Origin of the sequence: Curtobacterium sp. VKM Ac-1393 (assembly GCF_015350995.1) — a bacterium.
In the GTDB taxonomy this organism is placed as follows: domain Bacteria; phylum Actinomycetota; class Actinomycetes; order Actinomycetales; family Microbacteriaceae; genus Curtobacterium.
Genome location: NZ_JADKRW010000006.1, coordinates 199,513 through 215,381 on the forward strand (window position 1 = coordinate 199,513; position 15,869 = coordinate 215,381).

Genomic DNA, 15,869 nt, shown 5'->3' on the forward strand with positions numbered 1-15,869 from the left:
GCCGACCCCGCTACGCAGCGACGGTGCGGCGCGCGACGATCGCCTCGGCGATCTGCACGGCGTTGAGTGCCGCGCCCTTGCGCAGGTTGTCGTTGCTGACGAACAGCGCGAGCCCGCGACCCTCGGGTGCGGACTGGTCGGTACGGATGCGCCCGACGAACGCGGGGTCCTGTCCGGCGGCCTGCAGCGGCGTCGGGACGTCGGAGAGCTCCACGCCGGGCGCGCTCGACAGGATCTCCGTCGCACGCTCGGGCGACAGCGGACGCTCGAACTCGGCGTGGACCGAGATGGAGTGCCCGGTGAAGACCGGGACGCGCACGCACGTGCCGGCGACGAGCAGGTCGGGCAGCTCGAGGATCTTGCGGCTCTCGTTGCGGAGCTTCTTCTCTTCGTCGGTCTCGCCGAGGCCGTCCTCGACGATGCTGCCGGCGAGCGGCACGACGTCGAAGGCGATCGGGCGGACGTACTTGACCGGCTCGGGGAAGGTGACGGCGGAGCCGTCGTGCGTGAGCGCGGCAGTGTCCTGCTCGAGCGCGGCACGCGCCTGGCCGAGCAGTTCCTCGACGCCCGCGAGCCCGGAACCCGAGACGGCCTGGTAGGTCGTGGCGACGAGTCGACGGAGCCCGGCCTCGGTGTCGAGGACCTTGAGCACCGGCATGATCGCCATGGTGGTGCAGTTGGGGTTCGCGATGATCCCCTTCGGCGCCTGGTCGATCGCGTGCGGGTTGACCTCGCTGACGACGAGCGGGACCTCAGGGTCCATGCGCCAGGCGCTGGAGTTGTCGACGACGAGTGCCCCCGCGGCCGCGAACTTCGGCGCGAGGGCGCGGGACGCCGTGGCCCCGGCCGAGAACAGCGCGATGTCGATGCCCGACGGGTCGGCGAGCTCGGAGTCCTCGACCACGATCTGCTCGCCACGGAAGGGCAGCGTCGTGCCGGCGGACCGTGCGCTCGCGAAGAACCGGACCTGGTCGGCCGGGAACGCGCGCTCCTCGAGCAGACGACGCATCACGGCGCCGACCTGTCCGGTGGCGCCGACGACGGCGACGGTGAGGGTGCTCATGCGGTGCTCCTGGTTCAGCGGGTCAGCGTGGGTCAGCGGCCGGTGCCGGCGTAGACGACGGCTTCGGCATCGGCGTCGAGGTCGAACGCGTTGTGCACGACCCGCATCGCCTCGTTGAGGGTGTCGGCGCGGGTGACGACCGAGATGCGGATCTCGGAGGTGGAGATCATCTCGATGTTGATCGACGCGTCGTGCAGGGCACGGAAGAGCTTGGCGGAGACACCCGCGTTCGTGCGCATGCCGGCACCGACCAGGGCGAGCTTGCCGATCTGGTCGTCGTACTGGATGCTCTCGTACCCGATGTCGGACTTCGCGACCTCGAGCGCCGTCAGCACGGTCTGGCCCTGGTCCTTCGGCAGGGTGAACGAGATGTCCGTCCGCCCGGTCGAGGCCGCCGACACGTTCTGGACGATCATGTCGATGTTCGCCCCGGCGCGCGCGACGTTGGTGAAGATCTCGGCGGCCTTGCCCGGCTGGTCCGGGACGCCCACGACGGTGATCTTCCCCTCGGAGAGGTCTCCGGCGATCCCGGTGATGATCGGTTCTTCCACGGTTTCCCCCTCGGCAGGGTTGTAGACGATGGTGCCCTCGGTGTTGTTGAACGAGGACCGGACGTGCAGGGTGACGCCGTGACGACGGGCGTACTCGACGGCGCGGATGTACAGGACCTTGGCGCCGGACGCGGCGAGCTCGAGCATCTCCTCGCTGGTGATGCGGTCGACCTTGCGGGCCTTCGGCACGACGCGGGGGTCAGCGGTGAAGATGCCGTCGACGTCGGTGTAGATCTCGCAGACGTCGGCGTCGAGTGCTGCGGCGAGGGCGACGGCCGTGGTGTCCGAGCCGCCGCGGCCGAGCGTGGTGATCTCGCCCGTCGTGCGGTTGAAGCCCTGGAACCCGGCGACGATCGCGACGTGCCCGGAGTCGAGCGCCTCGCGCACGCGCTTCGGGGTGACGTCGACGATGCGCGCCTTGCCGTGCTGCGCGTCGGTGAGCATGCCCGCCTGGCTGCCGGTGTACGACGAGGCTTCGACCCCGAGGCTCTTGATCGCCATCGCCAGCAGTGCCATGGAGATGCGCTCCCCCGCGGTGAGGAGCATGTCGAGCTCACGGCCGGCAGGGATCGGGGTGACCGAGTGCGCCAGGTCGACGAGTTCGTCGGTGGTGTCGCCCATGGCCGAGACCGCCACGACGACGTCGTTGCCGGCCTTCTTCGTCTCGACGATCCGCTTCGCCACGCGCTTGATGCTCTCGGCGTCCGCGACGGAGGATCCACCGAACTTCTGCACGATCAAGGCCACTGGCTGGTACTCCCGGAGACGGCGACACCGCGAGGTCACGCGGTCTCACAATGGTAGTCGGTGTTTCGAGGATGTTGCGTGCGAGCCGGCTCAGACGCAACGATCCTGCGTGGGGCTCAGCCGCCGACGACGCGACGGCCCTCGAAGGCACGGCCGAGCGTGACCTCGTCGGCGTACTCCAGGTCACCGCCGACCGGCAGCCCCGAGGCCAACCGGGTCGTCCGGATCCCCATCGGCACGAGCAGCCGGCTCAGGTAGGTCGCTGTGGCCTCGCCCTCGAGGTTCGGGTCGGTCGCGATGATGACCTCTTCGACCGTGCCGTCGGCCAGACGCGTCATGAGCTGCTGGATCCGCAGGTCGTCCGGGCCGATGCCGTCGATCGGGCTGATCGCACCGCCAAGCACGTGGTACAGCCCGCGGAACTCGCGGGTGCGCTCGATCGCCGCGACGTCCTTCGCCTCTTCGACGACGCAGATCGTGGCCGGTGACCGGCGTGGGTCGCGGCAGATGCTGCACTGGACGTTCTCGGTGACGTTGCCGCAGACCTCGCAGAAGCGCACGCGCTCCTTGACGTCCGCCAGCAGCTCTGACAGCCGCGACGGGTCGAACGACTCGGTCTGCAGGATGTGGAACGCGATGCGCTGCGCCGACTTCGGTCCGATGCCGGGCAGCCGGCCGAACTCGTCGATCAGGTCTTGGACGATCCCGTCGTACATCAGGCACCGTCCTGGTGGAGAGCGGTCTCCTCGATGAACTGGGCGTTCAGGATCTCACGCACGACGGCCTCGCCGTACCGGCCGGCGACCGGCGCACGACGGGCCGGTGGTGCGGTCCGCGGGGCGCTCTGCTGCGGCGCCGCCTGCTGGCGCGGGGCTGCCTGCGCCTGCGCCGGCGGTGCGGTCGCCTGCGCCGGCGGCGCGGTCGGCGGGGTCCGCTGGCCGCGGCTGGCCCCCGGGTCGGGGAACGGCGCGCCGTCGTCGTACGGTTCGTCGTCGAGCGGGTAGTCGTCCACCGGCACGCCCGGCACGACGGGCGCACCGGGTACGGCGGGTCCCCCGGGAGGCACGGCAGCCGTCGTCGACGCGGCCTGCGGTCCCCGGGTGGCCGGCTCCACCCCCTGCGGTGCGGTGGCACCGGCGGGTTGCGCGGGCGCCTCGGCCTCGGACTGCTGCGGCGCGACCGGGTCCGCCGAGGCGACGGGAGCCGAGGCCGGAGCGGTGCCGAAGGGTGCTGCCCAGCTGGGCTCGACGGACTCTGGCACGGCATCGGCCGTCGGGTCACTGGCGGGGATCGTCGCGACCGCCCAGTCGGTGACGGGTGCTCCGGACGGTGCCGACGACGACGACGACGCTGGACGCAGCTCCGGCTCGGCAGCGCGGGCGGGCTCGGCAGAACGGGCCGACTCGGCCGCCGGCTCCGCGGCGACGGGCTCGGGCTCGACGGGAGCAGAAGCGGGAGCAGCGGCGGCGGACTTCGGCGCCGACGACGCGGGCGGCTGCGCGGCGGGCTGGTTCGCTGCGGCCGGACGGTTCGCGGGGGCGGACGGCTGCTGCGACGGAGCCGACGGACGCTGTTGTCCGGGCCCGCCGGAGCCGCCTGCGCCGCCCGGGCCGCGGGCGACGAACTTCACGCGGAGTCCGATGACGTCCATGATCGCCGCACGGAGCAGTTCGCTGACGCTCGCCGAGGGGTCGGACATCTCCTTGAACGAGGCGACGTCCTGCTGGCTCGGGAACGTCAGGGTCAGCACGTCGTCGCGCAGCGCGGTGACCTGCGCGGTGACGACGACCGACCAGGCCGAGCGCTTCGCGTGCTGGACGTGCTCGACGATCTGCGGCCAGGCGTCCCGCATCTGCTGGAAGCCCACGGCGCCGACGACCCGGACGGCCGGCTCGTCGCCGATCGTCGTGCCCTGTCCCGTCGACGACGGGCTGACGGGCTCGGGGGTCGCAGCCGCCGCAGCCGCCGGAGCGGGGGTGGTCGCAGCCGACTCCGCCGGAGCACCCGGCACGGCAGCGGCCCACGACGCCGCGGCGTCACGTGCGGCGGCGCCGGCGTCGGGCTGCGCCGAGGGCCGAGCCGGCTCGGTCGCAGGTGTCGTCGCGGGCGCCTGCTGCGCGGCGGGTTCGTGGGGCCGCGACGCCGGTGCAGGGGCTGCGGCCTGCCGCGTCGGAGCCGGGGCCGCGACCGGTGCCGAAGCCGGTGCTGCGACCGCACCGGTCGGCGCCTGGTGGCCGCCGGCGTCCCCGACACCGACCCGACGTTCGAGCCGCTCGACCCGGGCGAGGGCACCACGCTGGGTGTCGTCGGCCTCGGGCACGAGCATGCGCGCGGTCATGAGCTCGAGGTGCAGCCGGGGCGACGTCGCTCCGGTCATGTCGGTCAGGGCCTTGTTCGCGATGTCCGCGCCCCGGGACAACCCGGTCGCGCCGAACACGCCGGCCTGCCGGGTCATGGTGTCGAGCTCGTCCGGCGAGACACCGCGCAGGACCGCGGCGGCGCTCTCGTTCGTCGCCGCGACGACGATCAGGTCACGCAGGCGCTCGAGCAGGTCCTCGACGAAACGACGGGGGTCCTGACCGGTCTGCACCACACGGTCGATCGCGGCGAACGCCGACGCCGGGTCGGCCACGGCGAGCGCGTCGACGACCTCGTCGAGGAGCGCGGCGTCGGTGTAGCCGAGCAGGGCCACGGCGCGTTCGTACGCGATGGCACCGTCTTCGCTGCCCGCCATGAGCTGGTCCAGCAGGGACAGGGTGTCGCGCACCGAACCACCGCCGGCACGGACGACCAGGGGCAGCACGCCGGGGGCGACCGACACCGATTCCTGCGTGCAGAGCTGCTCGATGTACTCGAGCATGACCGCCGGCGGCACGAGCCGGAACGGGTAGTGGTGGGTGCGCGACCGGATGGTGCCGATGACCTTCTCGGGCTCGGTCGTCGCGAAGATGAACTTGACGTGCTCCGGCGGTTCCTCGACCAGCTTGAGCAGCGCGTTGAACCCCTGCGGGGTGACCATGTGCGCCTCGTCGAGGATGAAGATCTTGTAGCGGTCGCGCGCGGGGGCGAACACGGCGCGGTCGCGCAGGTCGCGCGCGTCGTCGACGCCGTTGTGGCTCGCGGCGTCGATCTCGATGACGTCGAGCGAACCGCTGCCGTCACGCGCGAGTTCGACGCAGCTCGGGCAGACGCCGCACGGGGTGTCGGTCGGGCCCTCGGCACAGTTCAGGCACCGCGCGAGGATTCGGGCCGAAGTCGTCTTGCCGCAGCCGCGCGGGCCGCTGAACAGGTAGGCGTGGTTGACGCGGTTGGTGCGGAGCGCTGTGCGCAGCGGGTCGGTGACCTGCGACTGCCCGATCAGCTCGGCGAAGTTCTCGGGCCGGTAACGGCGATACAGGGCGGTGACCACGCGACCAGGGTAGCCGTGACGACCGACACCCGCGTGCCCCTCCACAGGTCCACGGGCACTGGACCCGGCCGCCTGCCCGCGGCGGCTGAGCGCAGGGACGGCACCGCGCCTCCCGTCCGACCCGGAGACGGACGAGAGGCGCGGTGCGTGGCGCCGGTCGGACTCAGCTGCGGCCGTGGCGGCGGGCGCGCCTGGCCAGGCGCGAGAGCCCCAGCAGGAGGAACCCGAGGACCACGAGCCCGGCTGCCGTCCCGGCGGCCGGGGCGACATCCGTACCGGTCCAGGCGAGGCCGCCCGTGCCGGTGCCGGTGCCGGTGCCGGTGCCGGTGCCGGACCCTGTCCCGGCACCCGTCCCGGAGGCCGCCCCCGGCGTACCCGGTTTGCCGGGCAGACCGGGAAGACCCGGCGTCCCCGGCGTCCCCGGCGTCCCAGGGCCGCCCGGCGTGCCGGGCTCACCCGGCGTCACCGTCGCGGCGTCGACGACCACACGGACCGTCTGCTCGGCCGAGGTCGCCCCCGCCACCGTCTGCGTGACCCGCAGGGTGTGCGGGCCGACCACGAGACGGATCGTCACCGACCAGGCGCCGGTACCGTCCGCCGTCGTCGTGACCGGCGTGCCGTCGTCGGCGACGACCGTGACGGTCGCCCCCGGCTCGGCCGTGCCGGTGACCGCCCAGTCGACGGAGCCGGCGGCCGAGGCCATCCGGTGCGCGCCCGGCGTCGGCGACGTGACCGCGAGCGGATCCACGGCGTCGACGATGATCGACACCTCGGGGGCGGCGGTCGTCGTCCCGCTCACCGACTGGGTCGCCCGGATCGTCCACTCCCCCTCGGGCACCCGGTCGAACGCGACGCTCCAGTCACCGTCCGCATCGGCGGTGGTGGTGCGCACCTGTCCGTCGGACAGGGTCACCGTGACCGTCACGCCCGGGGTCGCGTGCCCGGTGACCGTGAACGAGCCGGTGTCACCCGGTCCGTCCGCGGGGATGAGCTGCCCCGGCACCGGGCTGGTGATCGTGATGTCGGTCGACTGGGCAGCCACGACGGTGACGTCGCTGGTCACCGGGTCAGAGGTCCGACCGCCGACCGTCTGCGTCACCGACACCGTGTGCTCACCCGCCGGGACCCCGCCGACCGTCACGGTCCACGAACCGTCGTCGCCGGCGGTCGTCGTCGCGGTCCGCCCGTCGATGTCGACCGTGACCGTCGCACCGGGCTCGGCGGTGCCGCTCACCGGGATGGACACGGTCGTACCGGTGGTCGGGATCACCTGTCCGTCGGTCGGGCTCGTCACCCGGACCGGCGTCGCCGCCGTCACCCGGAACCGGACCTGCGGGGCGTCGCTCGTGTCGCCGTCCACCGTCTGGCTCGCGGCGATCGTGTGCTGACCGGTGCCGATGCCGGGGACGGTGACGGTCCACGTGCCGTCGTCGTCCGCCGTCGTCGTGACCGCGGTGCCGCCGTCGATGCGGACCGAGACCGCGGCGTTCGGCGCCGAGGTACCGACCACGCGCACGTCGGTCGACCCGCCGAGCACCCGGTACGCCGTGCCGTCGACCGGAGCCGTGACGACGATCGCGTCCGCCTCGGCCACCACGACGGTGACGTCGCGCTCGACCGGGGACGACGTGGTCCCGTTCACGACCTGGGTGACCGAGACGGTGTGGTCACCGGCCGGCACGTCGGCCAGGCTCGTCGACCAGCGGCCGTCGGACCCGACGCGCACCGTCACCGGGTCGCCGTCGTCCAGCACGACCTCGACGGTGGCGCCGGGCTGGCCCTGGCCGCTGACCGGGACGGTCGCGGTCGGGTCGGAGTCCGGCACGGTGAAGGTCGCGTCGGCGGTCGGGGCGGTGACCGTCAGCGCGGCTCCGGGTGCCACCGTGAAGGTGCTCCGGACCTGCTCGGACGTGGAGCCGTCGACCGTCTGGGTGGCGCGGATCGTGTGCTCCCCGACGACCAGGCCGGGCAGGTCCACTGTCCACGTGCCCGCGCCCGTCGCGGTCACGGTCGTGGGGTCGCCCCCGTCGATCGTGACGCGGACACGGGCACCGGCCTCGGCTGCACCACCGGCGGTGACCGTGACGACCGAGTCCGGCTGCGCGACCCGGACCGTCGAACCGTCCGCCGGGGTGGCGATCGTGATCGGGTCGGCGACGAGGACGCGGATGCGGACCGTCACGGGCGCGGATTCGGTGTCGCCCACGCGCTGGGTGACGCTCACCGTCCGGTTGCCCGCCGGCACGCCTGGGACGGTGACGCTCCAGGCGCCGTCGTCGTCCGCGGTGGTCGACCCGCTGCGTCCGCCGCCGAGGTCGACCACGACGGTCGCCCCGGGCTGCGCGGTGCCGCTGACGTCGACCGCGGTGGCCGCGTCCGCGTCGGCGACGGTGTACTCCTGGCCGACGGTCGGTCGGTCGACCACGACGGGCGCGCCCGGCACGATCTCGAAGGTGGTCGAGGCCGGGGTGGTCGAGGTGGAGCCGTCCACGGTCTGGGTCACCTCGACGGTGTGCTCGCCGACACCGAGGTCGGGGACGTCGACCGTCCACGAGCCGTCGTCGTCCGCGGTGACCTCCACCGGGTCGCGGTCGCCGACCGTGACGGTCACGGTGGAGCCCGGCTCGGCGTCGCCGGTGACCGTCACGGTCGTCGTGGCGGCGTCATCGGCGACCGTGATCGGGTCGTCGCCCGGCTGCCGGATCGTCAGCGCGGCCGCGGCCACGACCGACACCGGTCGTCGGACCGCGGCGCTCGTGGTGCCGTTGACCGCCTGCGCGACCGAGGCCGTCCACGAACCGACCGGCACGCCCTCGACCGTGGTCGACCACCGTCCCCGCTGGTCGACCCGTGCCGTCGCGCGGCCGCCGTCGCCGAGGTCGACCGTGACGGTCGCGCCAGGCTGGCCGGTACCGGCGAAGTCGACGTCGGTGGTGGCGTCGCCGTCGGCGACCGTGACGGTGGTGTCAGCGGCGGGGGTCGAGACGACGAGCGGGGCACCGGCCCGGACCGACACCGCTGCCGTCACCGGCGTCGAGGTCTGACCGCCGACGACCTGGGTCGCGGTGACGCGGTGGTCGCCGACGGGCACGTCCGCGAACGCCGCCTGCCAGGCACCGTCCCCGTCGGCCCTGACCGTCTGCGTCGCACCGGTGGAGAGCCGCACCGTGACCTCGGCGTCGGCCTGCGCGCGGCCGCTCGCCGCGACGTCGGCGGTGCCCGCCGCGTCGGCGACCGTCAGGACGTCGCCGTCCTCGGGGGTCGCGATGGTCAGTGCGGTCCCGGCCCGCACCGTGACGGTCTGGGTCGGACTGGAGGCAGTGGTCCCGCCCACGGTCTGGGTGGCGGTGAGCGTCGGGGTACCGACACCGACCCCGCCGAACGTGACCGTCCAGTCACCGTCGCCGTCCGCGGTCGCGGTCTGCGCGATGCCGCCGAGCCGCACCGTGACCGGCGCGTCCGGCTCCGCCGTCCCCGAGACGACGACGTCGCGCGTCGCCTCCGCGTTCGGGACGAGCAGGACGTCGTCGGGTTCGGGCACCGTGACCGCCACCGCGTCGGCGGCCTCGATCGTGATCGTGCGCTGGGCTGGTGCCGAGGTGCGCGGGTCGGACACGGTGCCGGGCAGCGTCTGCGTCACCGACACAGGGTGCGGTCCGACGCCGAGGTCCGGGAACGTCACCGACCACGTGCCGTCGGCCGCGATCGTGCCCTGCTGGTCGTCCGCCCCGGCGGTGGACGCGGTGACCCGGGCTCCGGGCTGACCGGCGCCGGAGACGGTGACGTCGCGCTCGACGTCCGGACCGGCCACGGTGATCGGGGCGGTGCCCGGTGCCGCGATGGTCAGGGCGTTCGCCGTGACGACCTGGAACGTCGTCGGGATGGCGCTCGTGACGACGTCCGCGATCTCCTGGCTCGCCGTCACCGTGTACACGCCCGTCGGGGCGAGGCCGGCGACGTCGAGGGCCCACGCGCCGTCGGCGTCCGCGGTGGTGGTGGACCGCGTGCCCGGTCCGACCGAGACGGCCACGTCGGCGAGGGGTTCGGCCGAGCCCGTGATCCGGACGGTGGCGGTGGCGTCGCCGTCCACCACGACGAAGCGGGTACCGCTCGCCGGGGTGTCGATCACGATCGCGTTGCCCGGCACGACGGTGAAGTCCCGCCTGACGACGGGCCCGTCGGTGCCGTTCACGGTCTGGACGGCGGTGACGGTGTGGTCGCCGATGCCGAGCTGGGTGCTCGGGACCGCCCAGTTGCCGGCGGTGTCGGCGACGACCTCGACGGTGTCCGCGTCGTCGATCGTGACGGCGACGGTCGCCCCCGGCTCGGCGGTCCCGCGGACGACGACGTTCGCCTGTCCGCCGGTGCCGGCCGGGATCTCCTGCGCATCGCCCGGAGCGTCGATGACCAGGCCGTCGCCGGCCGCGACCGTGAAGTCGCGGTCGATCGCCGTCGAGGTGGCCTCGCCGACGGTCTGCGTGACGGTGGCGGTGTGGTCGCCCGTGCCGACGTCCGACAGGGTCACCGACCAGGCGCCCTGCGCGTTCGCCGTCGTGGCGACCGCGTCCCCGTCGTCCAGGACGACCTCGACGTCGGCGTCCGGCTGGGCGGTCCCGCGCACCGTGACGTCCACGACCGAGTCGTCGGTCGCGACCGTGACGATCGCGTCCTGCACCGGAGCGGTCACGGTGAGCGGAGCGCCGACCTGCACGGTGACGACCTGACGGACGGCGGGCGAGGTCGTGCCGTTCACCGTCTGCGTCGCGGCGATCGTGTACCGACCGACCGGGACGTCCTGGACGGTGACGGTCCACGAGCCGTCGTCCTCAGCCGTGGTCGTCGCGGTGCGCCCGGAACCGAGCGAGACCCGGACCTCGGCTCCGCCCTCGGCCGTGCCGGTCAGCTCGAGGTCGGCCGTGGTGTCCGCGTCGAGCACCGTGACCACGTCACCGTCGTCGGGCGAGGTGATGACGACGGGGTCGCCGGCCGCGACGGTGAACGTCGAGGTCACCGGTGCCGAGGTCGTGCCGTCGACGGTCTGCCGGGCCGTGACCGTGCGGTCGCCGGTCGGGACGCCCACGAAGGTCGCCGCCCAGTCGCCGTCGTCGTCCGCGTCCACCGCGGTGGTGAACGAGCCGCCGATGCCGACCGCGACCCGCGCGTTCGGGGCGGCGGAGCCGGAGACCGTGACGGGGGTCATCGACGTGGCGTCCGCGACCGTGATCGAGCTGCCGTCGGCCGGTACGTCGATGGTCAGCCCCGGAGCCGCCGTCACCGTGAAGTCACGCTCGACCGGGCTGCTCGTGGTGCCGCCGACCGTCTGGGTCACCTGCGCCGTGCGGTCCCCCGCGGGGACACCGGTGACGCTCGTCGACCAGGCACCGCCGGCGTTCGCCGTGGTGGTCGCGGTCAGGCCGTCGCCGAGGTCCACGTCCACGCGGGCGCCGGGCTGCGCGTTGCCGGAGAACGGAACGGACCGGGTGTCGCCCACGAGCGGGAAGGCCTGGTCCGCCGTCGGGCTGTCGACCGTCAGGCCCGCGGCAGCGACGACTCGGAACGCCCGCGTGACGGGGCTCGAGGTCGTGTCGCCGACGGTCTGGGTCACGCTCGCGGTCTGGTCCCCGACGGGCACGGCGGGGACGGTGACGCTCCACGCGCCGCTGCCGTTCGCCGTGGTGGTCGCCGTTCGGCCGCCGCCGAGGTCGACGTCGATCCGCGCGTCGGCGGTCGCCGTACCGGTCAGGGTCACGGATGCGGTCGTCCTCGTGGTCGTGATGGTCTGCCCGGCGGTCGGGGTCGTGATCGTCAGGGCCTGCTGTGCGACGACCGAGAACGTCTGGGTCGCAGTCCCAGCCGCGGCGCCGTTGACGGTCTGGGTCGCGGTGGCCGTCTGGTCGCCGGTCGGGACGTTCGGGATCGACGTCGTCCACGTGCCGTTCGCCGCGACGGTGGTCGTGCCGGTGCGTCCGCCGCCGAGGCTCACGGCGATGGTCGCGCCCGGCTCACCGGCACCGCTGACGGTGATGCTCCGGGTGGACGAGGCCGAGGGGACGCTGAACTGCTGGTTCGCCGTCGGTGCCGTGATGGTCGGCGGAGCGATGGCCGTCGCCCGGACTGTTGAGGTGGCGAGGTCGACCGTGGCGGCGTTCGTGCCGGGCAGCACCGAGAGCCGGAGGGCGTGCACGCTTCGCGCCCCGGGGTCGTACCCGCGTGCGTCGCGGAAGCCCGTGGTCGTGTCCTGCGCGTTCACGGTCAGGTCGATCACTTGGCGGAGCAACAGCACCACCGGGCCGAGCAGCGTGGACACCGCTGTCGTCGTCGCGGTGAGTGTGGTGCCGAGGGTCGTCAGTGCCGTGCCGGTGACGAGTGGTCGCACGATGGTCTGCAGCGCCGGCACCACGATCGAGTTGACGGCCGGGGCGAGCAGGGTCCCGAGGACGGTCAGCCCGAGCGGCCCACCGGTCGCCGTGACGGTCGCGTTCGCCGGGGTGGTGCCGGCCAAGGCGCCGAGCGTCGTGTCCGCACGGAGCGCCAGAGCGGTGAGCGGGACCCCGGCCAGGGTGACGTTGGCGGTGACGTTCACGGCCACCGCGGTCGAGTTGATCGTGTTCACGACGGCGGTCTGCAGCGCGGTCGGCAGCTGGGTGCCCAGGATCGTCGTGATGCTCTGGTTGATCGAGCTGACGGCCGCTTCGGTCAGCACCGGGGTGTTCGCGGGCTGGTTGTTCAGTGTCGTCAGCTCGTCGAGGTCGACGGTGATCGCGCCGGTCGCCGGCGTGATCGTCACCGCGCCGTCCGTCAGCGGCTGTGCGAGCACCTGCTCGAGCGTGCCGTCGAGGTTGAGGTTGACCGAGGCGGTCGCGGTCGTGCCGTTGAGGGTGACGAGCCCGAGGGCCGTGCTGCGGAGCAGCCGCTGGAGCTCGGTGGTCAGCGCCGTCGTCGTGCCGGACAGTGCCCCGTTCGCCCCGACCGTGGTGTTCACGGAGTTCGAGAGCGCGCGCAGGTCGGTCCGCAGCGACGTCGTCAGGCCCGCGACCGCAGGGCTGGTGAGGTTCAGGTTCGCGCCGGCGATCCGGTAGTCCGTCGTGGTGCCGACCGTGGTGCCACGCGTGGCCTGGATGCGGGACGCCAGGGCACCGATCCGCAGCTGCGCGTTCGACAGCACCGTCGTGTCCGCGCCGACCCGTGCGAACAGCGGGTTGAGGTCCAGCGTGCTGGCACCGGTGCCGAGGCCCGTGCCGACCCCGATGCCGCCGTCGTTCGTCAGGAGTCCGGACGAGGCCGTCGTGCCCGACGCCGAGGTGGTGGCGTACTGCCCGTTCACGCCGAGCGTCAGGATGCCGTTGGTGCCGAGCAGGTCGATGTCGTTGCCGAGGTCCACGCCCACCGCGTTCAGGGCCGTGAGGTTGAGCGGCTGGTTCGTCGTGCCGCCGCCCGTGGCCGCCCCGCGTGCGGAGTACGCGCCGCCGAGTTGCGCGAGGGTGTCGACGTCGACGATCCCCGACCCGCTGAGCAGGACGCCTTCGCCCTCAGCGACGTCGTTGGGTGCCGCCGCAGCGGGTTGGATCGCCACGGTGGCGGCGACGAGCGCCGTCACCGTGGCGATGACACTGCCACGCAGGAGGAGACGCCGATCGTCCGATGCTCGTCGTCGAGCTCGGTCGCCAGCACCGATGATCCGTCGTGTCCAGCTGTTCGCTGCGGTCGGTACCCGGGTACCGCGCTGCGACGCGTGCCTGCGCATGCGTGTCTCTCATCCTGGCGGGCGAACCCGCCACCTGATCCTCGGATCTCCCCCGCTGGTGAGGCGGTGGAGCGATCGGAACCCTGGTTGGGAGTTCCTTGAAGGTGATCTTCACACATGATCAGGTTCGTGTCCGCAACCCGTTACGAAACAGACATGCGGAAGCAGCGCGCCGACACGCGGAGACAGAAAAGACTCCTCACGCACCCGCCAGAGCCCGGCTACCCTTGCTGCGTTTCCGCCCTGGGGGAGTTCACCTGGATGGCGTCACGTGAGGAGCCGCCGACAACTCTACCGGATGCGACCGGGCAGGATTGACACATGAAGATCGCCATCGCCGGAGGACACGGCCAGATCGCACTGCTCCTCGCCCGCCAGATCACCGACGCCGGACACGACGCCGTCGCCATCGTCCGCAACCCCGCCCACGTCGCCGACGTCGAGCAGCAGGGCGCCCGGGCGATCGTCGCGGACCTCGAGCAACTCGGTGACGACGACCTGGCACTGCGCCTCCGTGGAGTCGACGCCGTGGTGTTCGCCGCCGGCGCCGGGCCGAACAGCGGAGCCGAGCGCAAGCTCACCGTCGACCGTGACGGCGCGATCCTGCTCGCGGACGCCGCGGAGCGCGCCGGCATCGACCGCTACGTGATGGTGTCCGCGATGGCGGCTGACACCTACGACCCGCAGACCGCCGTCGTGCCGGCGCAGGACGACGCCGCCGTGTTCCAGGTGTACCTCCGCGCGAAGGCCGAGGCCGACGCCAACCTGCGCGCCCGACGGCTGCGGTGGACGATCGTGCGTCCCGGCGCCCTGCTCGACACGCCGCCGCAGGGCACGGTCGACGTCGGGCGGACGGTGCCGCGCGGCTCGATCGCCCGGGCCGACGTCGCCACGGTCGTGCTGCACGCGCTGCTCGACGACACGGCGGTCGGCGTCCAGTTCGAGGTCACGAGCGGCAGCACGCCGATCCCCGCGGCTCTCGACGCCCTCTCCTGACGAGCGCCCCGTCCGCACCGTGCGCAGCCCGCCGCCCCGTGCGGGCTTGCTGGCTCGGTGCCGCGCTGCAGGCGCGCACCCGGCCACCAACCCCGCACCAGCCCACGAGAGCCGCACCGTGCAGCAGCGGCGCGCCCCTCCTCAGAGCGCGACCGCAGCCGACTGCCGGGCGATCTCCAGCTCTTCGTTCGTCGGGATGACGAGCACCGCGACACGCGACGTGTCCGAGGAGATGACCCGCGCCTCCCGGGATCCCAACTCGTTGCGGTCCGCATCGATCGCGATGCCCAGGTGCTCGAGCCCGGCGAGCACGCGCCGACGCAGCAGCGCGTTGTTCTCGCCGACACCCGCGGTGAAGACGACGGCGTCGAGTCCGCCGAGCTGCGCGGTGTACGCGCCGACGTAGCGCCGGATCCGGTGCCGGTAGACGGCGAGCGCCGCCTCGGCGACCTCGTCGCCGTTCAGGGCGGCGTCCTGCACGTCGCGCATGTCGCCGTTGCCGGTCAGGCCGAGCAGCCCGGACTGCTTGTTGAGCATGGTGTCGAGTTCGTCGAACGACAGGCCGGCCTCGCGGTGCAGGTGCAGCAGGACGGCCGGGTCGAGGTCGCCGGAGCGGGTGCCCATCACCAGGCCCTCGAGCGGCGTGAGCCCCATCGACGTCTCGATCGACTTCCCGCCGTCGATCGCTGCGGCCGACGCACCGTTGCCCAGGTGCAGCACGATCGTCTTCAGCTCGGACAACGGGCGCCCGAGGAACGCCGCTGCCTGCTCGGAGACGTACTTGTGGCTCGTGCCGTGCATGCCGTAGCGGCGGATCGCGTACTTCGCCGCCAGGTCGGTGGGGATCGCGTAGGTGTACGCGTGCGGCGGCATCGTCTGGTGGAACGCGGTGTCGAACACGGCGACGTGCGGCACGTCGGAGAAGACCTGCTTCGCGGCGCGGATGCCCTCGAGGTTCGCCGGGTTGTGCAGCGGCGCGAGGCTGTTCAGCGCCTCGATCTGCTCCTCGACCTGGTCCGTCACGATGGTGGCCCGGTCGAAGGTGGTGCCGCCGTGCACGACGCGGTGGCCGACGACGGCCGGCGGGTGCTCGTCGAACGACGGACCGACCTTCGCGAAGGCGTCGATCATCGCCTGGAACCCGGCGGCGTGGTCCGGCACCGAGGCAGCGTCGTTCGACGACGACTCCCCCGTCAGCGCGTTGGTGTGCTTCCACGCGCCGGCCGACTCGCCGATGCGCTCGACCAGGCCGGAGGCGAGCGTGCGCTCCCCCTCGAGCTCGATGAGCTGGTACTTGAACGAACTCGATCCGGAGTTCACGACGAGGGCTGCGGTCACGGGTGGTGTCGCTTTCTGTGG

Annotated in this window: 7 protein-coding genes and 1 other RNA gene; 1 reads left to right on the top strand and 7 read right to left on the bottom strand. The window is 73.0% G+C overall.

Annotated elements, in window-relative coordinates; all coding sequences use genetic code 11:
- Positions 1–10 precede the first annotated feature (10 nt).
- The 6 genes from ITJ59_RS14535 to ffs form a co-directional block, all read right to left on the bottom strand.
- Positions 11–1,063 carry an aspartate-semialdehyde dehydrogenase gene (locus ITJ59_RS14535; protein WP_194652019.1) on the bottom strand — a complete coding sequence of 351 codons (1,053 nt, stop codon included), beginning with the start codon at positions 1,061–1,063 and terminating at the stop codon, positions 11–13.
- Between the two features lie 32 nt (positions 1,064–1,095).
- Entirely contained in the window at positions 1,096–2,361 is a 1,266-nt protein-coding gene (locus ITJ59_RS14540) for an aspartate kinase (RefSeq protein WP_194652179.1), read from the bottom strand.
- Positions 2,362–2,477: 116 nt separating this feature from the next.
- Positions 2,478–3,077 carry a recombination mediator RecR gene (gene recR, locus ITJ59_RS14545; RefSeq protein WP_194652020.1) on the bottom strand — a complete coding sequence of 200 codons (600 nt, stop codon included), beginning with the start codon at positions 3,075–3,077 and terminating at the stop codon, positions 2,478–2,480.
- Positions 3,077–5,770, bottom strand: coding sequence for a DNA polymerase III subunit gamma and tau (locus ITJ59_RS14550; RefSeq protein ID WP_194652021.1), 2,694 nt, complete (start codon positions 5,768–5,770; stop codon positions 3,077–3,079). The genes recR and ITJ59_RS14550 overlap by 1 nt, the downstream gene beginning before the upstream one ends.
- A 163-nt stretch (positions 5,771–5,933) precedes the next feature.
- On the bottom strand, positions 5,934–13,514 hold the full coding sequence (locus tag ITJ59_RS14555) for a choice-of-anchor G family protein (RefSeq protein WP_194652022.1): 7,581 nt from the start codon (positions 13,512–13,514) through the stop codon (positions 5,934–5,936).
- Between the two features lie 187 nt (positions 13,515–13,701).
- An RNA gene (gene ffs / locus ITJ59_RS14560) (signal recognition particle sRNA small type) lies at positions 13,702–13,798 on the bottom strand.
- A 37-nt stretch (positions 13,799–13,835) separates the two neighbouring features.
- Here ffs and ITJ59_RS14565 point away from each other — a divergent pair.
- The gene (locus ITJ59_RS14565; RefSeq protein ID WP_194652023.1) at positions 13,836–14,510 is read left to right on the top strand and encodes an SDR family oxidoreductase; all 675 of its coding nucleotides are present in this window, start codon (positions 13,836–13,838) and stop codon (positions 14,508–14,510) included.
- A gap of 141 nt (positions 14,511–14,651) precedes the next feature.
- Here ITJ59_RS14565 and ITJ59_RS14570 read toward each other — a convergent pair whose 3' ends face one another.
- On the bottom strand, positions 14,652–15,848 hold the full coding sequence (locus tag ITJ59_RS14570; RefSeq protein ID WP_194652024.1) for an acetate/propionate family kinase: 1,197 nt from the start codon (positions 15,846–15,848) through the stop codon (positions 14,652–14,654).
- Between the last annotated feature and the right edge of the window lie 21 nt (positions 15,849–15,869).